Origin of the sequence: Ignicoccus islandicus DSM 13165 (assembly GCF_001481685.1) — an archaeon.
Lineage (GTDB): Archaea > Thermoproteota > Thermoprotei_A > Sulfolobales > Ignicoccaceae > Ignicoccus > Ignicoccus islandicus.
This window is the reverse complement of the sequence record NZ_CP006867.1, coordinates 624,251-646,964: the sequence shown is the minus strand read 5'-3', so window position 1 is coordinate 646,964 and position 22,714 is coordinate 624,251. Positions and strand designations below refer to the sequence as shown.

Sequence of the window (22,714 nt, the reverse complement as noted above, 5' to 3'; positions counted from 1 at the left end):
TGGAAAGGACTATTTTTAGGTGATTAACGAGAAGTCTTCCTAGGTGTGACATAAGGAAATGTTGCTAAAGATTTGCGGTTTGACTAACGAGGAGGACGCGTTATTGGCTGTCGAGGTCGGTGCTCTATACCTGGGATTTATAATAGATGCTAAATCGCCCCGGTTAGTAAACCCTCAGATTGTTAGAGATATAGCTTCAATTATTCCGAGACACGTGAAGATCGTAGGTGTAATTGACTCGCGCAAGGAACCTAACATTGACGTGATATTAGGTAGCAGCGTTGATATTGTTCAACTTCACTGGGCAGAACCTGAAAGTTACGAAAAATGGCGTCACCTATTAAGCAACTACGATATAGGTATAGCTCTAGCAGTAAACTCTCAAGAAGGATGGACGTTGAACAAAATTAGAGACATCGAATACTTACTCATAGATGTGAAGAATCATAATAGTAAGGTAACACTGACCACATGGTTTAAATTCCTTTCCCCACCGTTATTGGGCGTTGCCGGTGGCTTAAGGGTAGAAAACTTATCCATATTAAAGGAATTAAACGTGGACTTAGTTGACGTGAGCAGTGGAATAGAGTCCAAACCTGGAAAGAAGGATCCGGTCTTAATGAGGATGTTCGCTGAAAAGGTTATTGGACTAGAGCTTCTTTGAACACTTAACAATTACCTTCTTACTAAGCTTCTTAAAGCCAGCCTTGCGCAAATTCGACTTAAACAACTTAATGTGATAACTACTGCAGACTTCCACGCTTAAGACGTACAGTCCACCAATCTCATCAAGTGATAGGACCGTGCCAGGATAGCTAGCTAAAATCGCATCTCTCTCATTCAAAAATCGGAGACAATTTACTATTCGGTTTAAAGTGTAAATTACCAAATAGCTCCCGTAATAAAAATAGTTCGGATGATGAGATAACGCGAACTACTGTGTCTCATTGGAATCGTATTGAGTAAATACTTAGCTTCAATGTTTAGTTACCGACAGTTATACCCTTTGAGAGCATTTGCTTTAGGTCGCTCTTAGGATCACTGACTAACCTTAAGTCGAAGCGCTTTACGAACTCTTCTGCTATATTGCTTGTGAAGAACTGAGGAAGAACGGGTCCTATGTATATCCCCCTTATTCCTAAATAGAGCAGCGTGTAAAGTATTCCAACAGCCTTCTGTTCCATCCAGCTAAGGACAATGCTAACTGGTAGCTGGTTAAGATCCTTACCCAACCTCTTGGATAATTCAGCTGCTAAGACTATTATCGAATATACGTTATTGCATTGACCGAAGTCCATGAATCTCGGTATACCTTCTATGTAACCGTAATCCTTGGCATTATACCTAAACTTGGCACATGCCGCACTTAAAATTATGCTATCCTTAGGAACCAAACTGGTTAATTCCTCGTAGTAACTCATTTTACTGTTCGGTAGATCGCAACCACCTATAACGAAGACGTGCCTTATCTTGCCCTCGTGGATCAAGTCGATTACTTTGTCCATTAACGGGAGTACGTTAGTATGATGAAAGCCCGTGACGATCTTACCGTTTTCTCTTTTCTCCAACTTCTTAGTTTCCAGTGCCTTCTTTATCACTGGTGAGAAGTCGAAATCGTTGATGTGTTTCGCGTTCTCCAATCCAGCTACGCTAACTGTAAACATTCTATCAGCATAGGTAGGCAAGGGCTCTTGGACGCAGTTAGATGTCCCTACAATTGGTCCAGGGAATTGCGAGAACTCCTTTAGTTGATAGACCCAACTACCTCCCCAATTACAGCACAAATTACCGAAACCCTTGAGTACAGGATAAGAGTGCGCCGGCAACATTTCGGAATGCGTATACACATTTATTTCGTTCTCTAAGCCCTTCTCTTTTATCTGCTTAAGGAGTTCATAGATCGCCTTGTAAGAGTGTCCGGTAACCAGTATTCCGTGACCTTCTTCAGTTCCTGTGGGCACTTCAGTAGGTTTCGGTTGACCGTACGTTTCGACGTAGGCTTTATCGAGCAATTCCATGGCTTTAAGGTGTATTTTACCAGCTTCTAGAATGAATTGTATGAAATGTTCTTTATTGAAATTAACGTTGGTTAGGGTAGTATATAGAGCTTTCGCAAGAAATTCATCTATCTCGCTATCTTTATAACCGTGCTCGAGCGCGTGATAATAGTATGCAGCCGTACCTTTAAGTCCATATATTAATGCTTCTTGGAGAGAATTTAGATCAGGGTCCTTTCCGCAAACTCCCCTAGAGGTGCATCCGCCGGGAAGGCTCATAGCGCATTGATCACATCTCATTGCAAGACTCACAGTCAAGGTTTTCTCCTCGATACCTCAAATTACGAATTAAAATTTTCAATTCTAATATTGAGTTCAATTCATGAATTGAATTGAAACAGTTAGGAGTTGCCGTGAGCAAAATATACTATCCATAAAGTCTGTTTAAGTGGATAAGGGATCGAATGAGATACGTGCGCGGAGCTTACATGCTCGTTTTGGAAATCGAAAGGGAATACAATGAGAAGTGGCGCCTTCAGGAGGGTCTATACGTCTACATAGGCTCGGCATGGGGAAGTGGAGGTCTCTATAGTAGAGTTAAACGTCACCTATTGAAAACATTCAAGAAACCTCATTGGCACATCGATTACCTTGCCCCAATCAGTAATCCGTTATTAGCTTTCCTTTTCCCTTGCTTAACTGAAGACGATCTCTACAATCTGGCTATTGAGAATATGGAAGTTGCTATACCTAAATTCGGTTCTACAGATAAACCGAACCATGTCACCCATCTCTTTAAAGTAAATGAGTTAGGCGTTCTCTCTAAAGTTTGGATAAAGGGTACCGCTTTGAGCAAATTGCGATGTAGTGAGAATGAAGACTAGCTACACTGTACGTTCCGTCACATTTGATTCTTTGAGTACTTCCTTAAGTGCTTTCTCTATTTCTTCAATTCTTCTAGGCTTTAAGAAAAGCTTGTGAATAAGTTTATCTATGAAGGTGTAATTGAGGCTCGCGCCTGCCGCCGCCGGATGTCCACCACCGCCCAACTTTCTAGCAAGTTCGCTTAAGTCTATTGTTTCGCTTCCCCTCCTCATATGAACGCTCCCTACATCGCTTACGAAAACTATTACATCGTAATGCGCTCTCTTCCTCAACTCTTCGGCCAAGAAAGAAACCAGAGCTATTTCCTTCCGCGTTATTGGTATGACTATTGCCTTGATCCCGTTTACTTGTAACTCGACTTTCTTGTTTAAGCCTCTATCTAATACTTTGTTCATATATTCCAATACCTCCCTATAGGCGTCCTCCCAATCTCTATCCCATCCAATACACTTCCATAGCTTATCTACTAGAAATCCACGCCATCTCAAGTTCCCTAAGGCCAAGCTCATTTTCTCGCTTCGTGGATCAGACCTTATCCATAAGTCTATATCGCAACTCAAATCGACGAGTTCCTTACAACAATTGCATAGGCTATAGCCTTTAGATTCTACGTATCTAGCAGCTAATCCGGCACCGCATGTACTTCTATCGTAAACTACCTCATCTGCGAGCTCGTTCACGGACTTGAGGACTTCGTCGGTCCATTTATGATGATCCATCCAAATTAACTTAAAGTTCTTCCCAGTGAGTAAGTCCCTTAGCATAGGTATTTCGCTTTCATTTGGTCCTATATCAACTACGTAGAGCACATTGGGTTTCTCCTTTACGGCTTTCTTGAAATTCTTTAGGAAGTTCCTTCTAGATGAACCAATCGCCTTAAACTCGGACGACGAATGATACCTATAGAGCGCTACCGCACCCATGATACCGTCGAAGTCATTGTGATGTACAACAACGACTTTCTCTCTCTTTACAGGCCTTTTACGATGCTTGAGTATCATTCGCATTCAGCCTCGGGTAAAGCTTAAATTATATAGATAATATAGAGTAATATTCGTGCATTTTACATTTCCTTAACGTGGAATTCGCAATATTCATCTCCGGAGGGCATGTGTTTCTTTATTTCAATAACTATCTTAGGATTAGTACTGCCCACCTTCCTCTTCTTCAGTATCACTTGTACAGGTTTTCCTCGTAAGTCTTCTATTATACCAGCTTTCACGGCCGCACATGCAACACATGCAAACGGTTTGGTCTTAGTATACTTGAAGTGGGGACACTTAGTAACTTTAACAATGACCTCGTTATCGGAAACTTTCTCTTCTTCATGTTCAAAATCCATTCCGACTAACGCATAGGGTAGATAGCAAGCCTTCAAAGCGTCTTCGAGACCTTTTATTTCCATCACTTTCTTTATTTCTTCACCTAGCGTTTCTTTAGCACCTTTCTTAACTATATTGTAAATAAGTGCTACTGATGCACCCTCCCCAATGTACTTGCTCAACTCCTCTGGTAGTATGTCAAATAGGAATTTTTCACTGAAGTTCGCGAAGGCTTTCGCTACTGTTTCAATATCAACGTTATCAATCCTAATACCTTTGTCTCTAGAATTAGAATTTTCAGGCATATCCTTTACCCCCTCTATCTAGTCCATTTAAGTCTGAAGTGATTTAGTAAGTAGGTAATTAAACGAAACCATTGATTTTTGGGCATCTAATCGGACAAACAAGCGAGTCAATTCGCGAGAGAGGTAGAGAACGGATGGCGCCGGGGGCGGGATTTGAACCCGCGCGGGGTTTCCCCCACCGGCTTAGCAGGCCGGCGCCCTAACCAGGCTAGGCGACCCCGGCTCCAGGGATAGGTTCCATGTGAGATTTAAAAAATTAATCCTTACCATTTCAAGTTTCACTTCAACCCATCTTAAAGTACTTCGCTTTGGCTTGCTTACATCCTCTACCAGTACATCTCGCTGCAATATGGCCAACTTTCTGGCCCGGTGGAGCTTCTCTGGCTCTAGTTGTGGGGAAGCTTGGACTCTGGTGGCTACCACCACCGTGGGGGTGGTTCACCGCGTTCATGGCAACTCCTCTAACTATAGGCCACTTCTTCGCTTTGGCCTTCCACTTATAGTAACTGTTTCCAGCTTTGAGTAATGGTTTCTCCGTTCTGCCAGCTCCAGCAACGATTCCGATAGTTGCTCTGCACCTACCGTCTATTTGCTTCACCTTGCCGCTAGGCAGTTGAACAATTACCTTGTTCCCGCTTTTACCTACTACCAAAGCGTAAGTTCCACCGGCCCTAACTAGCTTGCCACCATCGCCTGGCCTAAGTTCAATATTGAATACTTGCATACCTTCCGGTATATTGGAGAGGGGAAGTATGTTCCCGTTAATAGGTTCGGCGTCGGGTCCTATCTTTACCTTTTGACCAACGTACATTCCTTCACCGGCTGGTATCCAGAATTCAGAAACCCCGGGTATCACTACTCTAGCTAGCGGGACCCACCTACCAGGGTCATGTCTCATTTCTAAGATTACTCCCTCGTAGGTCTTGGTGGGATCGAGGTAGGGGTACCTTGCCGGTGCTACTCTGAGGTGTCCTCTGTTCATCCATTGGGGCGTTCCTCTACCATGGCGCTGTTGTCTAAGCCTCTTACCCATTTGCGTCTACCCCGCCTACACTTCTTGGTGAAGTATTAAATTGTGATTGAGGGGTATAAGACCGGAGGACGTAATCTCAAAGGAGTATAATTTTTCAAAGAAGTTCTCAACCTTAGACTTCACGTCCTCATAGACGCTCCAATTCTCTAGAACAATAACGAAAATTGATTTCTTAGCGTAACTTCCAATAACTCCTTCGATTTCATTTACAAAGCCTAGTTCTCGTGGATATGCTCCGAGATGTTCGGAAAACTTTCTAGAAACACCTAAAAAAGTTGATAGGTCACGTTCTTCCAATAACTCCTCCCAAAGTTTCTCAAAGAAACTATAGTCTGATATCGATGATAACATCGATGGCGTATCTTTCCATGAACTCTTAGGAAGTACACCAATGATTACGGGTCGGGCTCGTTCTCGTATAGATAATACTCGACCCCATCCTGGCCCACCGGCCTTAATTCTAATAGCTAATCCGTATCCGTAAGATATCGCCATCACGTCACCCAAACCAGTTCTCATAATGACCTCTACTTCGTGCGCCTTAGATACCGCGCTAGTGAATTGACTGAAGTTTAGTAGTGCGTGGGCTAGGGAGTAAACGGCCGAGGTAGAGAAGCCTTTGCCTAGAGGTATTTTAAACTTACAGAGAACTTTACGTTTGAAGAATCTATGATGAGGAAGTACTGGAAACGGTTTTATTGAAGGACAGCATATAACACCAGGACGTAGTATAATACCAGCTCCTAAAGAACCCGTGCTTATCGGTGATGGCGTATAAACGGGTTTCCAAATACCACTAACGTTAATCGGAATTTCGAAGCAAGTCCTTGCTTTCATCCACAATTGCCCTTGCGACCAGTAGTTTAGGGAGCTTAGGAACGTGTCTTATAGTTTTATCTTTCCTAATAATGTATACTTCGTTCATATCAGAGGTAAAGCCTATGTCCTTTCGATCAACTTTATTGGCAACGATCATATCGAAGCCGTATGAATTCATTTTCGTAAGTGCAACATCTATTATGTCCTCTCCCACTACTGCCGTAAATCCAACTTTCCTCTTTGCAGCGCTAACTTTCGCGACTTTAGGTGTAGGTAATAGCTTAATCTCGATTTCAGTCTTGGAATCTATTTTCCCTGGGAAGGTTTCAGCTGGCTTGTAATCAGCTGGAGCTGCCGCGAAGAATGCCAGATCTACCTCCCCGATGTCTTTTACAACCTCAGCCATTTCCTCAGTTGTTTCAACGTCATATATCTGGACTTGAGGGGGGAACGAGGCAAACGATGGGCCTCTCACAACATATACCTCAGCACCTCTTGAAAACAATTCCCATGCTATGGCTGCACCCATCTTACCGCTACTCGGATTAGATATGAAGCGTATCTTGTCTACGTACTCTCTAGTAGGACCGGCAGTCACTAAGGCCCTAACGCCATTTAAATCTCTACCACGTAAAGTCACGCTTTCAATTATATTAGCCGATTCTAGCGGATCTAATATCTTAACTCTTCCATCCTCTAGGACGGGTTCAATAAGAACAATGTTTTCAATGTTTTTTAACATATTAAGCGTATTGGAGTACTGTGGTGAATCATACATGGATCTATGCATTACTGGGAACACTAGTACGTATTTGGAGTACCCGATAAAGTTCACTGCAGTTAAGGTTACTGGATCGTCCGTTATTCCATAGGCGAGCTTCGATACTACGTTTAACGTTGCTGGATATATTACCATTGAATCGCATTCCCTTGATAGAGTAACATGTTCAGTTTCTCCACTAAGTTTATAGACGACATCGTTTCCTGTGGCCCAATGAAAGATTTCCGGAGAAATTACCCTAGAGGCTTCTTGAGTCATTACAACTTTAACGTTTGCACCACGCTTTATCAACTCCCTAGCTAAATCAATCGCCTTATATAGAGCTACGCTGTAACTCACACCCAAAAGTATACATTTTCCCATCAACGAATTCCATTTACTACCTCTAATCTCTTCGACCGGATGCACGGCCTTCCACTACCCTTTCAATCTAGTAACGATTTAAAATAATCTTCAAACGCGCTAATCTATTGAAGTGGTACGTTAAGGGATGGGCGAAAATGACTGTAGTTGAAAGGGGCATTGTAGTTAGAAGAGCAACGAGAGAAGACCTACCGGCAGTTGTCGCAATTAATAGGAGGGAACTACCAGAGAACTATCCTTATAGTTTCTTCGAATGGGTACTGTACAAGAACCCGGACTTGTTTTTGGTGGCCGAGCTTAATGGAGAAATAGTTGGTTACTTAATGGCGGAGAGAGGTGTTATAACGTGTCCTATAGACGTTGCACATAGATTAGGGATTCCGCATGACTCAGTCATCCACTTACTCTCGATAGCTGTTAAACGAGAATACCAAGGCAGAGGAATAGGTTCTAAACTGCTCGGGGCTTTGATTGATCACTGCTCAAAAGGTAGCATTACGTCCGAAGAGGTATTTAGGATAATATGTTTGGAAGTTAGGGTCTCTAATACCCGAGCACAGAATCTCTACAAGAAGTTTGGATTCGAAATTTTTACCACACTTAAATTCTACTATATGGATGGTGAAGACGCTTATTTAATGATAAGGAAATGTTTTTGAGTAGTTAAGGATAAAACTAAAGAGTTGCTTCTAGGGCGAAGGTAGGGTTAGACAACCATGCCTCAAACGATGGCCGAGAAAATACTAAGTAGAGCAAGTAAACGAAGCAGTGTTAGTCCCGGTGATATAGTTGAAGCAGATATAGACCTCGCGATGGTTCACGATCTAACAGGCCCCCATGTCGTAGAAGTAGTGAAAGAAATAGCAGGAGAAGTAAAGGTATGGGATCCAGACAAAGTAGCGATAATCTTCGATCACCACGTCCCCGCTGATAAAATAAGAGCTGCCGAACTTCAGCTAATTATGAGAAGAGTATCAAGGAAACTAGGAATAAAGAAGTTCCACGACGTCGGAAGGGGTGGTATTTGTCACCAAGTTTTAGTTGAGGAGAGATACGCTAGACCCGGAATGTTAATAGTTGGAGCTGATTCGCACACCGTTACTTCGGGCGCTGTAGGAGCGTTCGCAACGGGAATTGGAGCGAGCGATATGGCAATGGTTTGGCTTACGGGCAGGCTGTGGTTCATGGTCCCGGAGAGCGTGAAAGTAAATATAAATGGGACTCTTCCGAAGGGAGTTTACGCGAAGGACGTTATACTCCATATAATCGGAACAGTCACGGTCGATGGAGCTACCTATAAAGCAGTCGAGTATCACGGAGAGACTGTTAGAAGAATGAATATCGCAGACAGAATGACGTTAGCTAATATGAGCGTGGAAATGGGAGCCAAAGCAGGAATGGTTCCCGCAGATGAGACGACCGTAAGGTTCTTCGAGGAAGTAGGTATTACTATTAAGCCCTTTGGACCTGATGAGGGTGCGGAATATGCTGACGTATGGGAATTCGATGTCTCTAATTTAGAACCACAAGTCGCCGCACCTCATAGTGTTGACAACGTTCGTCCGGTTACTGAATTAGAGGGAACGCCTATAGATCAAGCCTTCATAGGAAGCTGTACTAACGGTAGGTATGAAGACTTCGTAGAAGCAGCCAAGATATTAAAAGGAAGGAAGATAGCAGATGGCGTTAGATGTATAGCTATCCCGGCTTCCCTCAAGCAGTACATGAAGTTATTGAAAGAGGGAATCATTGATATCCTCGTAGACGCTGGATGTTTCGTGGCACATAGTACTTGCGGACCATGCCTAGGGGGTCATCTGGGTGTCTTAGGACCTGGCGAAGTCGCTATATCTTCAAGCAATAGGAACTTTAAGGGAAGAATGGGTCACCCAGAGAGCAAGGTCTATTTAGCAAGTCCAGCAACGGTGGCTGCTTCAGCAGTCGAAGGTAAAATAGCTGATCCGAGAAAATATCTCTAACCCATTTGAAGTCTTAATATAGGTGGTGGCAAATGACCCTTAAGTTTCACGAAGGTATTTGGAGATAAGTCCTCTACATTTATTACTACACCTTTTCCTAGTAGTCCTCCTAAGTCCACGACGTCCCCGGGCTTAGAGTTTGGTACAGGCAACAGTCTGACGCCTAAAGGCTTCTGGTGTATCACTCCTATAGTTAATTGATCTGCTATTATAGAGGCCAATGTTTCCCTTGATACAAATGGAATCGGAACCATATCTAGACCTGACGAACATACTGCAGTATATGCAATCAACTTATATATATCTATCATCCCCTTTTGGGCAGCTTCCATCATTCCCGCGTCTTCGCTCAGTGGTATAAATAAACCGGAGAATCCACCGAATCTGGAAACTGCCATACTACCTCCTTTCTTTAGAGCGTCTACCATAATAGCTAAGGCAGTTAAAGTTCCCGGTGAACCGAAAACTGGTATTCCCATAGCTTCAACGATTCGCGCTACGCTATCTCCTACTTTAGGAGTTGGAGCTAAACTTAAATCGACCGAGCCTGGCTCTACAGATAATCTCTTCGCAACTTCCCTAGCAGTGAATTCACCTAGTCTCGATATTTTAAAAGCTACCTTCTTTATTGTCTCGTGGAGTTCTCGGAATGAGTTTACTTTCGATCTCCTAATGGCGGCTTCTACTACACCGGGGCCGGAAACTGCCACGTTTACCTCTGCCATAGGTCTCCCAAACCCATGATGAGCTCCCGGCATGAACGGTACGTCTCCAGGCAAGTTAACGCTCACGAGGAACCTAGCATTTCCATGACCTTTAGTTTTACTTGCCGTATCTAATATCACGTCAGCAAGCTCATAGATTGCGTCTAAGTTGAGTCCATCAATAGTACTACCTACATTTATGAAAGAGAAAATCGTTTGCGTTCTGCTTAGTACCTCAGATATAGCATCTATAACCTTCCTCCCATTGTCGTCTATAGAAACGTTAACGAAAGCACCGAAGCCTCCAATTGCATCAATTCCTACTTTTCTAGCAACTTTATCCAGTTCTAGAGCCAGTTTGACTAAGTCTTCGCTCCTGTGATCCTTTTTAAGGAGAAATTGCACGGGAGGTAACGCTATTCTTGAAGTTACTATGGGAACCCCGTGCTTATTGACAACATCAGTAACTGCTTCTCGTAGTTTAAGGCCCCACTTTTCTATATATTCTATCACTTCTTCCCATTCTCTTAAATGCAATACGTTCAGTGAAAGCGTAACAGCCCTTATGTCTAAATGTAGATAATGTAACATTTCTATTACTTCAGCTATCTCTTCGCTACTAAACCGAATCACTTCTTACACCTCTTTCTCTTATAGTATCTTATTTGCATAGCCTTCGAGATCCAACTTCTTTCAACCAGTTTGTATAAACATATATTTGGTGTTAGATCCGTAACCCAAAGCGTTTCGGGGGGAATCTCTATATCAGCGAAGTAGGCTGTTTTCTCGCCTTCAATTTCCTTTCGAGAGAGCTCTAATGCCTTACTGATCTGAGTAGTTAGATGATAATAGAGAAGGACTTCTATGGGGAAATTCCTTGAAATTGTGCATCCATACTTGAAGTCTTCGAATGCCATTAGGGCTGCGAGACGCAATCTCGTTGGATCCATACCGAATGCATGGTCAAGTCTTTCCGGTACTTTCGATAAACCCCAGTATGCGTGTTGCCACTTCATTATCCATACCCTCTCTCACCGCCTCTTTAACCCCTTCAGGATCTTGATTATAAATTTCGAGAATCTCCCATGGAAATAGTATCCATCTATCGTCTTCCAGGCTCCAATAATTAATATTGAAATCACATGTTCTCTTTTTTACAAGGACTGCAAACTTCATCTCGTCTACTCCTCTGAGCTTCAAATAACTTGAAAGAACCTTGAAAGTAGATCCCGTATCGCAAACGTCATCTACTACCAGTATTCTCTTACCTCTCAACTCAACGCAGGGTTCGTCGTATAAGACTGCTTGGCCTTGTAGTTTCGTTCCCTTGTACGCTTTCAGTTTTATTGCTATCAGATCCGTGTTGAGTAAATCAGATAAAATAGATGCTACTACGTTTCCTCCCCTCACCACACCAATTACGTAATCAAATGATTCTTTGGAAGACTTAATTGCCTCTGCAAGTTTAATTGCGTTCAAATGTACCGAATTCCAATTTAGCACAAGGTATGCTTCTTTACCCACCGTTCCTTACCATATATTCGGGTATATTGAGTACGTTTAAGCAGTTTAAATAAGTCGTGGAAGGTGTACCCTGCCCCTGACCCTCCGGCTCATTAACCGGCTTCACCGGCTTCACCGGAGTTCTCAAAGCAGGGCTTCCGATGAGAGTTACTTACTCGTAATTTAAAATCTTAATAACTCTTACTTCAATTAGAGCAATGGGGTGAAGGTATTGAAGAGTCAAATGAAGGGTTTAATATTAGGTCTGAGCACCTTCGAAGTTATTATATCCATACTAAGTTTCATAGCAGTACTTGGATGGTTGTATTTAGTATTTAAAGTTTCAAGTACGCTAGACAACGTAAACCAATCGTTGCAAGCAACTCTAGGGGCGCTCCAAGGCTAAGTTTCAATCCATTGAAAACTACAACTGCTACTTGGCTTTTTTAGCTATAGTAGTTATGCCCCTCGGGCACTGACGTGAGAGTGGTAAGCAAGTTCGGTGGTTCCGTTCTACGGGATGTAGAAGGGTATAGAAAAGCTGCTCAAATAGTTAAGGAACTCTTAAACGATACGGAGAACGAAGTCGTAGTCGTTGTCTCTGCAATGAAGGGCATAACAGACTCTCTTTTAAGGGTTTCAGAGAATCCCCATAGAGGTTGGAGAGAATACTTAAGAGCTCTGCAAAGACGCCATGAAAGAGTGTTAGATCAACTTAACGCTGATGAGAAGTGGAAAGAGTCATTGAGGGAGTTGTTCGATAATTTAAACAAAGTATTATGGGCCCTCGAAATACTCAAGGAGAGTACACCTAGAACTAAAGACTACATACTGTCCTTTGGTGAGAGGTCATCGTCAGTCCTCATGGCTGCAGCATTAGAAAGCGTAGGCATAGACGCCGAACCCGTCTTCCCTGAGAGACTGGGAATTTACGTTGAGGGGGAACCTCCGAACGTAACAATTCTCTACGATATGACCTTTGAAAAGGTTAGAGAGAACTTAGGCTCCATATTGTCTGAGGGAAGAATTCCCGTAGCTACGGGGTTTTTAGGGATCAACATTGAAGGTGTTATAACGAACCTAGGAAGAGGTGGAAGCGATTTGACGGCAACAATACTCGGTGCCGCATTAAATGCTGATGAAGTTAGGCTCTACACTGACGTTGATGGAATAAAGACTGCCAATCCAAGAGAGTTTAAGGAAGCCGTAACTATACCCGAATTAAGCTTGTATGAGGCCATCGAATTGGCCCGACTGGGTGCTAAGAGGCTTCACCCCAAAACCTTTGAACCACTATTAAGAAGACCAACTGATGTCAGAATATTGTCGCTCTATAATCCCCATGGTTCATCTACGTTAATTTCTTACAAGAAACAAGGGCCAAACCTTAAGGCAGTCGCAGTAATGAACGACTTGGCTCTAATTTCGGTAAAGGGAGTTGGAATGGTTGAAATGAAAGGAACAGCTGCGAAAGTAATGGAAGCTTGTGCCAAGGTTGGTGCAAATATATACGCTATATCACAACCAATTTCGGAAACCTCCATAACCATAGCAGTTAACAAGGGATTTACAGATATAGTTGCCAAGGCAGTTAAGAACTCATTAGGTCTCTACGGTATTGATGTTGAAGTAGATATTAAACCAGACGTCTCTGCTGTCTCAATAGTTGGAAAAGGACTCGAGGAACCCACGTACGTTAGCAACGTCCTCAGGGAGCTACCTAACGAACCAGTGTTGCTGGTAACTAAGGGACCTTCCGATTTAAGCCTAACGATTTTTACCACCCATAGGGCTGCCAGATCTATAGCTTCGAGTTTTCATAAAGCCATATTGAAGGAAATGGAGAAATACTACGGCGTAGCCAAGTAGATGTTGTCTTTGTTATTAATAATCCTAACAGTAACCCTCTTCCCGATATCTCCGGCTACACCAACTAAAGTAATTACAACGTTTCGGTTCGGTATCGGAACTGCGAGCCATTCTCCCTTGATATGACCTCTGGACACTATTTCGACCTTCACTCTAGATCCCTTCTCATAGAGCGTCGGTAACTTAGGCGCGTAACGCATACCCCATTCGTCCATACTCCACTTCAATTTCAAACCGTACTTGCGTTCGGTTTCATCTATCCACTTCCAAAAATAGTCCCAATCCCATTCCTTCACTCCCTTGACCTTCCTACCTCTCTTATGTCTCACGTACTTCTGGACAGTGAATGGTGGCCACTTCTTTCCTACACCTATCTCCTTTCCCCAAAGCAATATTTCTATAACGTCGTTCTCATTAATGCCAGGTAAAAGAACTGGTGTTAGGTGAACATCTATAGGAGTATTAGAGACTGTATATTCTATTACTTCTTTAACTTTCGAGACGTCGTAATCGTCCCTGCCAGCTAGGAACTTAGCTTTCGAGGGATTCAGTGTTTCAATGCTGAGATTTATTCTATCTAACCCGCTTCGAGCTAGTTCATCCACCAGATCGAAACTTAGCCTTAGGCCGTGAGTTTCCAAGGCGATCGATTTAACTCCTTCAATCTCTCTAAGACCGGAAACTATTTCAGTGATTTGGGGGTGCTCTAAAGGATCCCCTATTCCATCTAAAAGTATTTCGATGTCACCCCCTTTGAACTTGACTACCTCAGAAACCCACCTCTTTAACCATTCGATGTCAGTTATAACGAACTCGTTCCATCTGCTCTTAGAACACGGACCAGCATCAACGCTGCAAAACTTACAACACATGCCGCAAACGCTAGTAACCCTCACTTGAAGGACGTTAGTTCCCCTGTCTATTATTCCGAATGCAATCGAACCAATGAGAGGTATTGGTTCCCTTATTTCAGTAACTGTTCTACCCTCCATCTTCCTTGCCATAACTATTTTTCCTTAAATCAATTGGTGTAGTTAGGGGATTAATAATTGAACAAGACTTTAATTGCCTTTTCGTTATTGATATTCTTAAGTACGTATATAGCCTATGCACAAAACAACCCACTAGCACCTCTAATCATTAGTAGTTCAAAGGAGAGAGTATTATTTTCGCTGGCACAAAGTTACTGTCAAACTAAAGTTAGGTGGGAACAATTCTATTCGACTGCAATTTCCCTAAAACCAGCATTAGACTCTATATCTCCAGACATTAACGAACTTCTAGACTTGTTGAGACCTGGAGGACGTTTATATAATCTCGTGATCGGTACCTGGTATAATAACTACGTAAATGGATTCAATAGCTTGAAACCGCTAGTTCTTAATTACCTAATTAACCTCCAAGGCCTAATCTCGGCATCAAATGCCGCCGCTAGTTACCTCGACGGTATGTACGGTCAAACCCTTAGGGCACAGCTCATTAGGGAGTATTCCAATCAGTTCTCTCAGTCCTCTGTCAATATTCAAAACTATTTGCAGAACTACATGGCAAACGAAATGATGGCAGAGCTCTCAAATACAACCCAACTTCTTCATTACAAAGAGCTTTTAGTCATATTAAATGCAACCTCGGTCACACCTTCAGCGATTAACAACTTGAATACTAGTTTAATAGAAAGTGTTGTTCCTGCTCCGGAAACAGCTTGGTATAGTTTCACTGTGTGTAGCACGGATTATTCAAACAATACATACAAGCTATGCTTCACGGATTTAAATGCAACAACATTGTACGGTCCGCTTTTCGTAGGCTTTCAAGTACCTTCTAAATCGAATGCTTACCTATACTATTATTCTGAACAGTTGGGGGGAAGTTGCCCAGTTAACTATATCCAAATACATACATACATGATGCAGCTATATAGTCTCTATAATCAAATATACTCCCAATACTCTTCCAACGTAATGCCATGGGAAATTAGATTAATAGTAACCCAAAACGTCCTTCAAGGAGTTCTTGGAAGTCTCGCGAACGATTTACTATCTCCATTATTGGGTCCTCTCTCGAAGCTCTCTACTTCTACTGCCTCCTCAGTGATTAGAAGTTGTTTATCAGTACTTAATAACGTCAATGTAGATATTACGAGCACGTCATTAAGGAACTATCCCAACGGTATGCGATACTTGCAAGTAGTTGCTACTAACTTAGAAAATATTTACAAGAAATTATATAGAGTTGTAGATTGCATTAACTTCTATATACCTCAGCTCCAGAGAGTTAACAATGCTTACCTATCGGCTCTAAAGTCGAGATTCGAATCGTTAGCTAATACCGACATAGAATTGTGGGCAACCAACCACGGAATAAATTGTGAGTATACACCTTCTGTCGATACAGTTTCTGCAATAAAGCTAGTAGTACGAAACTACATAGCCATACTGGATCCGAACTCACCCTCTAGTTTCGTGAACACTGTTCTAACCAACACTGCCATAATAAGTTTCCCTAACGTGTTACCACCAACATCTTTAAGCGAGGGTGGAATATGTGGCTAAAGGGGGTCCACACCCGGGGGTAGGGTCGGAGGGCTCGCCCTCCTCCCCCCGTAAGGGGCCCGAAACGGGCGAAAACGCGGGGACCAGTAACCTTACACTGGACGGGACGTTGGCGGACTATCCGTACCGCGTCAAACTCCGATGAACCCCGCCCCGCGGGGTCCGCGGTGGCGGAGCCCCCATCGGAGGATGGGGGTAAACCGCCTTAACCGGGGGAACCAGGTCAGGCCCGGAAGGGAGCAGCCTAACCCCGGCCGCGGACGTTCGCGGGAGCTTATGGGGCTGAAGGAGAAGCGCGGTACGGATAGTCCTTAATAACACCAACGTCCCGTCCAGTGTAAGGAGCCCCGGGGGACACACCCAAGCATTCACTTTTTACCTCGAAGTTCATCGAAACAATGAAGGAGTGCCGAGAAATACGTTTGCGGTATTAAGAGACCGAGAAGTACTACACCGGGATGAAAGAGGTATTTCATAATAGACTTACACCTTCCCTTAATTATCTCAATAAAGAATAGCTTACTTATATCTATAGCCCTGGCACTCTTTGAATAGTACAAGAAGATGCTTCCTACAAGTGCGTCAGCTATAACGCTCTTCTGCGAACAATCAACTACTGCTTGTTCAGCATCTATTAAGATTACTTTTCCATTTTCCATTTTAAGGAAATTGTCCCATTTCGTGTCTCCTATTCTCCAACATTTACTATGAAGATACTTAACTAGATTTATTACTTTATTGATGTCCTCTAAGGATATTATATTTCCTTCAACATACTCCCTCACTTCGTATTTCCCGTTCCAAAAGTATACCTTAGGTACCCCTTGGTACTCGAAGAAGCTTACTTCTCTGATTACTCGTTCAATAGGACTTATAGTATAGGGATAGATACCTTTAAGAAATATGAGGGCCGGTATCCACTTAATGGACGTCCATGTACTGAAGTTCTTTACTACTACCTTTATTTCCCCATGTTTAGAAAAGGTTGTCTGATATAGCGAGCTTAATATGTAACTGAGGAGATTTGAAAAACGTTTTCTTAAGCATTCTTTCATATTGTAGGCACCGATAGAACTGGTACGAAGTACATGACTAGTAATAACAATGCTAGGATCCATGAAAAGACATCAATACTACTAATTCTTACATCGCTTCGGTCTTCCGGTTTCTTCGAGAGATAGCCTACTATCTTTATATAACTGTATCCGGAAATGGCTGTACTAACGACTGCAATAATAGCGAACGTCGTTAGAAGCCAAGGCGATATTTTACTTGAATGGAATAATGCCAGTAAAGAGAATAGCTTCGCATTGAAACCCGCTGTTGGTGGTAAACCCAATAGACTAAGCACAGCTATAGCGACAGCTAGTGCTGTAAGAGGTTTCTTATATAAAAGAGAGAGTTCGTTTACCGTTGCATCGTCCTCAGCCTTTACCATTAAGACTGACGAGAAGGCTACGGTATTTGCGATCGAGTAAACGAGAGCATAATAAGCTATTACTGACGCAGTCAGCTGCGTTGGATACGCTAACGTCAGAGCAACGAAACCTGCGTGAGCCACACTAGAAAAGGACAATATTCGCTTAACTTTGGTTGTGGCTACCATTCCTACAGCTCCAACCACGTTAGAGAGCGTTGCTAGAAGTAGGAAAGGCAAGAGTAACTGCCAATAACCTAATTCATAAGCGTATCTCAGAGGTCCATAGGCCAAGATAGCTAATGCTATCATAGCTCCAGCCTTCACCGAGCTTGATAAGTAGAGAGCAGCGCTCGTACTGCCTTCCGAGTAAACGTCAACTGCCCATGCGTGCATGGGAGTTATTGCTAACTTTATCATTATGGCTGCTACCATTAACGCTAGACCGACTATTGCTGTGCTAGTTTGAGTGAATCCATTCGTTAGTTGTATGGATCCACCGCCAGCGAAATAGAGAGCCAAACCTAAGAACAACATTATTGCAGCCATGACGCTAAATATTAAATAAGTTGTTGAAACGCGTAGCTTGTCTCTAGAACCTGGATAAAGAGCAACTGCAGCAGCTGCAAGTGACATTGCTTCTAATGCAACAGCTAAGGTGGCTAGATTCCTTGAAGCTGCTACTAATTGACCGCTTATAGTCAAGAGCGTTATAAGTATCACGAAGTGTCTTTGAGGTCTTCTATGGAAAAGTAAAGTCACTACCGCGGGAAGAGTTACGGCGAGCATACCTACTTTCGTGAAGGAGTCTAATACTAGACTTCCAAGTTTTGAATATCCGAAGAGCAATGGTACTAGTAATAGAATACTCGATAGATATTTGCTAACGTAAACTGGGAAAACTATTGATTGGAGTACAGCAAGGAAGTAAACTATCATTGTGTCTATCACTCTTCCTTCACCTCCTTCTTAAAGGTGTGGATATCAAATGTCTTGTACTGGTATGACATCGCAGTAGCAATTGCAATTAAGAGGGCTCCCTCAATACCTAAAGCTACCAATGCTAATACACCGAGAACTTCTCCCATGCCATTCCAATGAGCTGCTGCCGCCGATCCCAATATTGTTACCGTACCTGCACCAATCACTTCTAGAGATATCATCATCCGAACCAGATTTCGCCTTGCAATTAGACCATATAGCCCTATTACTATAAGCGGAATAGTAATCCAAATGGCAGGTCCGAGTTCACTCACGGCCCCTCACCCCCTCAATAACTATATATCTTATGATGTATGCCGACGATATCAGTGCAACTAAGAGAAGTATACTCAGAGTAGCAACTAGACCTAAATCACCAAACAACGTGGAAGCTATATTAGATGTGGTCGAAGTATAGAGAGTAAATATACCCGGGGTGGAGATTGTTAGAAAACCTATACCAATACCCAGAGCTGAGAGTACGAGTGCACCTAGGGTTCCACCTTGAGGTGCTTTCAGAATCTCTCTCCTTCCCTTAGACGTTATAGCTGCGTATAAAGCCAATATCGCAACTGCTCCTGCGCCAAGTATGACTTGTAATGCCCCTATGAACCACGAACCTAGAGTCAATAGCGCCAAACCAGAGAGTAGGAAAACAACTACTAATGATATGGCTGCTCTCACTAAATCGGGGTCCCAAACTACTGCTGCCGACGCTATAGTCGCTAGGGTCATCAATAGAATGAATGTTTCTATCATTTGTTACCCCCTAGTGTCTTTGACTCTATCCTCCTTTTGACTTCTTCCGATTTCTCTTTAACCAGATCCTCGATTTTATCGTAATCTATAGCATCGTACTCCCAACCTTTTTCTTTAATTAACTCACTAATTGCTGCCCACTCCCAAGGACTCCAATATATCTTTTCCTTTGACGAAACTATTGATACTAACGAAGAGTGGCTCAAGGAACCAGAGACAGGGGGACATGCCTCAACACAGAGACCACAGAATAAGCAATGAGTAGGTTCGAAAGCAATGTATATTCCGGGTTTGTTCTTCTCTGTCTTTGGGCCAGGAACTTTATATAGGCACTTATTTGGACACGCTAAAACGCAAGCGCCACACCCTATACATTTATCTATATCATAGGTCAAGAGGCCTCTAAATGCTTCGGGGAGTTTGTTCTTCTCAAAGGGATACAATGTAGTTGGTCTTTCCTTGAACATATAGCTGGCCGTGGCCATCATAGCTTTTATAAGTCCACTTGGACCTTTACTCAATCTCCATTTCGATCTTACTTCAACGAATTTCTTTTCTTGCATCATATAACACCTCCTATCTTCAATGCAACTGATAATACGAACGCAATGATACTAAGAATCAATAACTTAAACCATCCGAAGTCGAGTACTTGATCCACTCTAGGCCTTGCAACGCTTGCCCTAATCCAGACGAAAAGGAGGAAAACCCCGACTAGTTTCACTGTGAACCAGATGAAATTAGTTAAGGACATAGGAAGACCCGGTATAGCTGGTCCTAACCACCCACCAAGAAGCAGTATCGAAATTAGTGCTGCTGCGTAAAACGCTTTTGTATACAGATAGAGACCGTAGAGGAGTATGAACTCTCCCGCTCCATATTCTATGTTCCATCCATGGACTATTTCCTCTTCGGCTTCGGGATGGTCGAAGGGTTGACGCTCGCTTTCAGCTATTAGCGAAATGGTTAGGACCAATGCTAGAAGGGGATTCACAAATAACAGTGGACCGAGCAGTTGGGAGTTAACAATACTATAAATGCTAGGTCCTGCAAGGACAGAAGCCGCTGCTATTGATATTATAAAAGGTACCTCATATGTGACGAGCATTAATATCGTTCTAAAGGCTGCTATGGAACTATATTTGTTGCTCTGTGCCCAAGCCAAGATATACATTAAAGGCATTGTAACAGCAACTATTGCCACGTAACCAAATAGCGATACGCCTGGCATCACATTGTCTAGTATTCTGGAAATAGCGTATTCGGTCAGATTAACTTTAATTCCTACAAGTTCAGCTAGTCCTTGCAATCCAGATAGTACTACGTAGTCGAAAGGTAGGAGTACCAATGGGACTGTTATTACAGCTATTAATGCTACTGGCACCCCATAATACAATACCTTATCTACGTTTCGTGGTGAGAAGAGCTCTTTAGACAAGTACTTTAAGAAGTCTGCAATGAGTTGGAGCAAGCCAGCGTATCCTACGTGTGAGGGACCGTACCTTTGCATCGCTCTACCTAGAATCTTTCTTTCGAGGTAGATAGTAATTAGATCAAGCAGTCCAGCATATGCGAACGCCAACAGTATTGATGTTAAAGAGAATAATACTATCTCAGTGCCCGCTAGCAATATCGTTACCCTCTTATTACACCCTACTGTCGAGCTTTTTCAAAGTTCTTTACTCAATTTTCTTAGCATTAGACCATCAGCCTAAAAGAGGTTCTAATGAAGCTAGTAGGTGGTTTGCAATAATGAGGAATCGTATGAATTTCTTGTATACTTATACCTTGCTTAGTTTGGTAGTACTTACCTCTATAGTAATTGCAACGAACTTTACAAATGAAGTTAAGGGATGTTGGGGGTACGCTCCAGCGGTAGTAGGTGAGAACGAGGGTGCACTTTCGATTTTAAGTGTAGATGTTAGAGAAGGTAGTGGGAGAGTCTTCATTGGTGGACCATTACTGGGAAGCGATTTTCAAGGTTCAATGTCTGGCGCGTCTGTAGCAGCAAGCATAATTAGCGGACAGCCACTAATACTACACGATTTCTCTTATTACCTTTCAGATATAGGGTATAACGTAACTATCAATGCCGCTGGTCCTAGTGGCAGTGCGTTGGCAGCAACGCTAGCATTATTGAAACTAGAGGGGTTCAATTGTACTAAACACGTAGCAATGACAGGGATGGTTGGCCTCGCCGGTGAAGTCTTGCCAGTTGGTGGTGTTAAAATAAAAGCTTCTGCTGTGCGAAGCTACGGTTTAGTTCACTTCTTAGTTCCAGTGGGCGAGAGCGTTGAGGTCAAAGGGTTAATCGTAGACGAAGTACCCTCAATTATTGACGCAGCTAAGCACTTTGGTTACTACTTGGAAAGAAAGTCTTGCGAAGTCCCCCAGAGGCTTGAAGCTTCAAAGCTCGTCTTCAAATCACACTATGAAGAACTTTTAAAGAACCTTAACATGGTTATTGAAAAGATTAAGGTAAAAGATAATGAATTAAATAGTACTTTAGATCAATATCTTAGAGATGCCAAATTAAGTGCAAACAATGGAAATTACTACGCCGCTGCTAGTTACGTCTTTACTGCTCTCATAAAAGCATACGCTAGATACTATAAAGAGATCTTAACTAGTATGTCTAACTCAAGTTTCCCACAGATAGTCGCCTCACACATACATGGGATGAATCTAACTAACATTAACGACAGAATAAGGGACTTCGTAAACAGTACGTTAAGCGAGCTCGAACATTATACAACCATTGAACCAAGTAATTGTTATTCAAATCTATGGAGCTTGGAAGCATGCGCTGCTGTATATAGCAGAGAATATCGACTCAAGAATTATCTTATCAACATTAAAGATCAGCTTCATAGTAATGTAACTCTTGATGCACTATCGAACTTACTAGCGTTAGCTCGTGCCAGGGCAATAAGCATAGAACTATGGGTTAACGCTGTAAACGATATGTCAAGTAACAAGGACGCACCTAAGGTAAATGACGTCGTATTCTTGGCACGAGAGGCACTGCAAGTAGCTTATGAGTCAGCGAAATACGCGTTGGGCCTCATTCCAATAAGAGGATCAATGGCATCTGATATAGGCGACATGGTTGATGAGGCATATAAAGCAATGTATAATAGAAATTACGCAAAGGTTATTGGAATGTCCTCGTTAATTTACGAAACGAGTGCCTCTACATTACATGGGTTCACGAACGCCACTATTGTCTCCACCACCATACTTCCAGAGCTAATGCAGAGAGACTTCTGTAATCCGACCCCTTCATTCATAGCATACAACTACTATACGTACGTAAACCACTTGTTAAGAACAGATCCAGAGTCAGCAGAGGCGTTATCATATAGTCCTATCTTCTTCATTCATTTAAGTGAGGTCAATTCAGTAGGCTAATAGCAGTAGAAGAGCAAATATTTTAGATATCGTT

At 42.6% G+C, this 22,714-nt stretch carries 25 protein-coding genes, 1 tRNA gene and 1 other RNA gene; 9 read left to right on the top strand and 18 right to left on the bottom strand.

The annotated features are described in order from the left end of the window. The first annotated feature begins 58 nt into the window (after window positions 1-58). Window positions 59-664, top strand: a complete 606-nt coding sequence (locus tag EYM_RS03685; protein ID WP_075049732.1) for a phosphoribosylanthranilate isomerase — start codon at window positions 59-61, stop codon at window positions 662-664. Here the strand turns inward: EYM_RS03685 and EYM_RS03680 are convergent. Together EYM_RS03680 and hcp are read right to left on the bottom strand one after the other, a co-directional pair. Beyond that, window positions 650-844, bottom strand: coding sequence for a hypothetical protein (locus EYM_RS03680; RefSeq protein ID WP_157058753.1), 195 nt, complete (start codon window positions 842-844; stop codon window positions 650-652). The genes EYM_RS03685 and EYM_RS03680 overlap by 15 nt on opposite strands. Before the next feature lie 139 nt (window positions 845-983). Continuing rightward, the gene (hcp, locus tag EYM_RS03675; RefSeq protein ID WP_075050608.1) at window positions 984-2,297 is read right to left on the bottom strand and encodes a hydroxylamine reductase; all 1,314 of its coding nucleotides are present in this window, start codon (window positions 2,295-2,297) and stop codon (window positions 984-986) included. A 164-nt stretch (window positions 2,298-2,461) separates the two neighbouring features. On the opposite strand from hcp, the gene EYM_RS03670 reads away from it, so the two are divergent. Further along, window positions 2,462-2,881, top strand: coding sequence for a GIY-YIG nuclease family protein (locus EYM_RS03670; RefSeq protein WP_075049730.1), 420 nt, complete (start codon window positions 2,462-2,464; stop codon window positions 2,879-2,881). On the opposite strand, the gene EYM_RS03665 is transcribed toward EYM_RS03670, so the two are convergent. The 6 genes from EYM_RS03665 to coaBC form a co-directional block, all read right to left on the bottom strand. Continuing rightward, window positions 2,882-3,883, bottom strand: a complete 1,002-nt coding sequence (locus EYM_RS03665; protein WP_075049729.1) for a DHHA1 domain-containing protein — start codon at window positions 3,881-3,883, stop codon at window positions 2,882-2,884. Between the two features lie 62 nt (window positions 3,884-3,945). Continuing rightward, window positions 3,946-4,509 (bottom strand): methanogen output domain 1-containing protein, encoded by a 564-nt coding sequence (locus EYM_RS03660; RefSeq protein WP_075049728.1) that lies wholly within the window; start codon window positions 4,507-4,509, stop codon window positions 3,946-3,948. A gap of 135 nt (window positions 4,510-4,644) precedes the next feature. Further along, window positions 4,645-4,732: transfer RNA gene (locus EYM_RS03655), tRNA-Ser, on the bottom strand. 60 nt (window positions 4,733-4,792) lie between these two features. Continuing rightward, complete coding sequence (locus tag EYM_RS03650) at window positions 4,793-5,542, bottom strand: 50S ribosomal protein L2 (RefSeq protein WP_075049727.1); 750 nt, start codon at window positions 5,540-5,542, stop codon at window positions 4,793-4,795. A 15-nt stretch (window positions 5,543-5,557) separates the two neighbouring features. Then, window positions 5,558-6,379: a hypothetical protein gene (locus tag EYM_RS03645; protein WP_075049726.1), complete on the bottom strand. Its 822-nt coding sequence runs from the start codon at window positions 6,377-6,379 to the stop codon at window positions 5,558-5,560. Further along, a complete protein-coding gene (gene coaBC / locus EYM_RS03640) occupies window positions 6,345-7,505 on the bottom strand; it encodes a bifunctional phosphopantothenoylcysteine decarboxylase/phosphopantothenate--cysteine ligase CoaBC (RefSeq protein WP_075050607.1) in 1,161 nt (386 codons plus the stop codon). Before coaBC ends, EYM_RS03645 begins: the two co-directional genes overlap by 35 nt. 107 nt (window positions 7,506-7,612) lie before the next feature. On the opposite strand from coaBC, the gene EYM_RS03635 reads away from it, so the two are divergent. After that, the gene (locus EYM_RS03635) at window positions 7,613-8,164 is read left to right on the top strand and encodes a GNAT family N-acetyltransferase (protein ID WP_236943436.1); all 552 of its coding nucleotides are present in this window, start codon (window positions 7,613-7,615) and stop codon (window positions 8,162-8,164) included. Between the two features lie 57 nt (window positions 8,165-8,221). Then, window positions 8,222-9,484 (top strand): 3-isopropylmalate dehydratase large subunit, encoded by a 1,263-nt coding sequence (locus EYM_RS03630; RefSeq protein ID WP_075049724.1) that lies wholly within the window; start codon window positions 8,222-8,224, stop codon window positions 9,482-9,484. On the opposite strand, the gene EYM_RS03625 is transcribed toward EYM_RS03630, so the two are convergent. Genes EYM_RS03625 through EYM_RS03615 form a run of 3 tightly spaced genes read right to left on the bottom strand, consistent with a single transcriptional unit; the run spans window position 9,481 to window position 11,667 of the window. After that, the gene (locus tag EYM_RS03625) at window positions 9,481-10,821 is read right to left on the bottom strand and encodes a DUF711 family protein (protein ID WP_217221094.1); all 1,341 of its coding nucleotides are present in this window, start codon (window positions 10,819-10,821) and stop codon (window positions 9,481-9,483) included. The genes EYM_RS03630 and EYM_RS03625 overlap by 4 nt on opposite strands. Continuing rightward, window positions 10,818-11,204: a hypothetical protein gene (locus tag EYM_RS03620; protein ID WP_157058752.1), complete on the bottom strand. Its 387-nt coding sequence runs from the start codon at window positions 11,202-11,204 to the stop codon at window positions 10,818-10,820. The genes EYM_RS03625 and EYM_RS03620 overlap by 4 nt, the downstream gene beginning before the upstream one ends. Next, window positions 11,152-11,667 carry a phosphoribosyltransferase gene (locus EYM_RS03615; RefSeq protein ID WP_168050189.1) on the bottom strand — a complete coding sequence of 172 codons (516 nt, stop codon included), beginning with the start codon at window positions 11,665-11,667 and terminating at the stop codon, window positions 11,152-11,154. The genes EYM_RS03620 and EYM_RS03615 overlap by 53 nt, the downstream gene beginning before the upstream one ends. A gap of 256 nt (window positions 11,668-11,923) precedes the next feature. Between EYM_RS03615 and EYM_RS07810 the strand changes: the two genes are divergently transcribed. After that, window positions 11,924-12,097 carry a hypothetical protein gene (locus EYM_RS07810; protein WP_157058751.1) on the top strand — a complete coding sequence of 58 codons (174 nt, stop codon included), beginning with the start codon at window positions 11,924-11,926 and terminating at the stop codon, window positions 12,095-12,097. Window positions 12,098-12,171: 74 nt separating this feature from the next. After that, window positions 12,172-13,560 (top strand): aspartate kinase, encoded by a 1,389-nt coding sequence (locus tag EYM_RS03610; RefSeq protein WP_075049721.1) that lies wholly within the window; start codon window positions 12,172-12,174, stop codon window positions 13,558-13,560. Here EYM_RS03610 and EYM_RS03605 read toward each other — a convergent pair. Continuing rightward, on the bottom strand, window positions 13,542-14,564 hold the full coding sequence (locus tag EYM_RS03605) for a radical SAM protein (protein WP_075049720.1): 1,023 nt from the start codon (window positions 14,562-14,564) through the stop codon (window positions 13,542-13,544). The two genes, EYM_RS03610 and EYM_RS03605, sit on opposite strands and share 19 nt — an antisense overlap. A 45-nt stretch (window positions 14,565-14,609) precedes the next feature. Between EYM_RS03605 and EYM_RS03600 the strand changes: the two genes are divergently transcribed. Together EYM_RS03600 and ffs are read left to right on the top strand one after the other, a co-directional pair. Then, on the top strand, window positions 14,610-16,112 hold the full coding sequence (locus EYM_RS03600) for a hypothetical protein (protein WP_075049719.1): 1,503 nt from the start codon (window positions 14,610-14,612) through the stop codon (window positions 16,110-16,112). Window positions 16,113-16,126: 14 nt separating this feature from the next. After that, an RNA gene (ffs, locus tag EYM_RS03595) (signal recognition particle sRNA) lies at window positions 16,127-16,462 on the top strand. Window positions 16,463-16,480: 18 nt separating this feature from the next. On the opposite strand, the gene EYM_RS03590 is transcribed toward ffs, so the two are convergent. From EYM_RS03590 to EYM_RS03565, 6 genes are read right to left on the bottom strand one after another with little or no spacing between them, the layout of a single operon-like run. Then, window positions 16,481-17,167, bottom strand: a complete 687-nt coding sequence (locus tag EYM_RS03590) for a BUD32 family EKC/KEOPS complex subunit (protein WP_075049718.1) — start codon at window positions 17,165-17,167, stop codon at window positions 16,481-16,483. Then, a complete protein-coding gene (locus tag EYM_RS03585; RefSeq protein ID WP_075049717.1) occupies window positions 17,164-18,480 on the bottom strand; it encodes an NADH-quinone oxidoreductase subunit N in 1,317 nt (438 codons plus the stop codon). Before EYM_RS03585 ends, EYM_RS03590 begins: the two co-directional genes overlap by 4 nt. Beyond that, window positions 18,477-18,785: an NADH-quinone oxidoreductase subunit NuoK gene (locus EYM_RS03580; RefSeq protein ID WP_075049716.1), complete on the bottom strand. Its 309-nt coding sequence runs from the start codon at window positions 18,783-18,785 to the stop codon at window positions 18,477-18,479. The genes EYM_RS03585 and EYM_RS03580 overlap by 4 nt, the downstream gene beginning before the upstream one ends. Next, entirely contained in the window at window positions 18,778-19,269 is a 492-nt protein-coding gene (locus tag EYM_RS03575) for an NADH-quinone oxidoreductase subunit J family protein (RefSeq protein WP_075049715.1), read from the bottom strand. The genes EYM_RS03580 and EYM_RS03575 overlap by 8 nt, the downstream gene beginning before the upstream one ends. Then, window positions 19,266-19,832, bottom strand: coding sequence for a 4Fe-4S binding protein (locus tag EYM_RS03570; protein ID WP_075049714.1), 567 nt, complete (start codon window positions 19,830-19,832; stop codon window positions 19,266-19,268). The genes EYM_RS03575 and EYM_RS03570 overlap by 4 nt, the downstream gene beginning before the upstream one ends. Beyond that, window positions 19,832-20,899: a complex I subunit 1/NuoH family protein gene (locus EYM_RS03565; protein WP_075049713.1), complete on the bottom strand. Its 1,068-nt coding sequence runs from the start codon at window positions 20,897-20,899 to the stop codon at window positions 19,832-19,834. The genes EYM_RS03570 and EYM_RS03565 overlap by 1 nt, the downstream gene beginning before the upstream one ends. A 122-nt stretch (window positions 20,900-21,021) precedes the next feature. On the opposite strand from EYM_RS03565, the gene EYM_RS03560 reads away from it, so the two are divergent. Beyond that, window positions 21,022-22,680 (top strand): S16 family serine protease, encoded by a 1,659-nt coding sequence (locus EYM_RS03560; protein WP_075049712.1) that lies wholly within the window; start codon window positions 21,022-21,024, stop codon window positions 22,678-22,680. The last annotated feature ends 34 nt before the right edge of the window (window positions 22,681-22,714 follow it).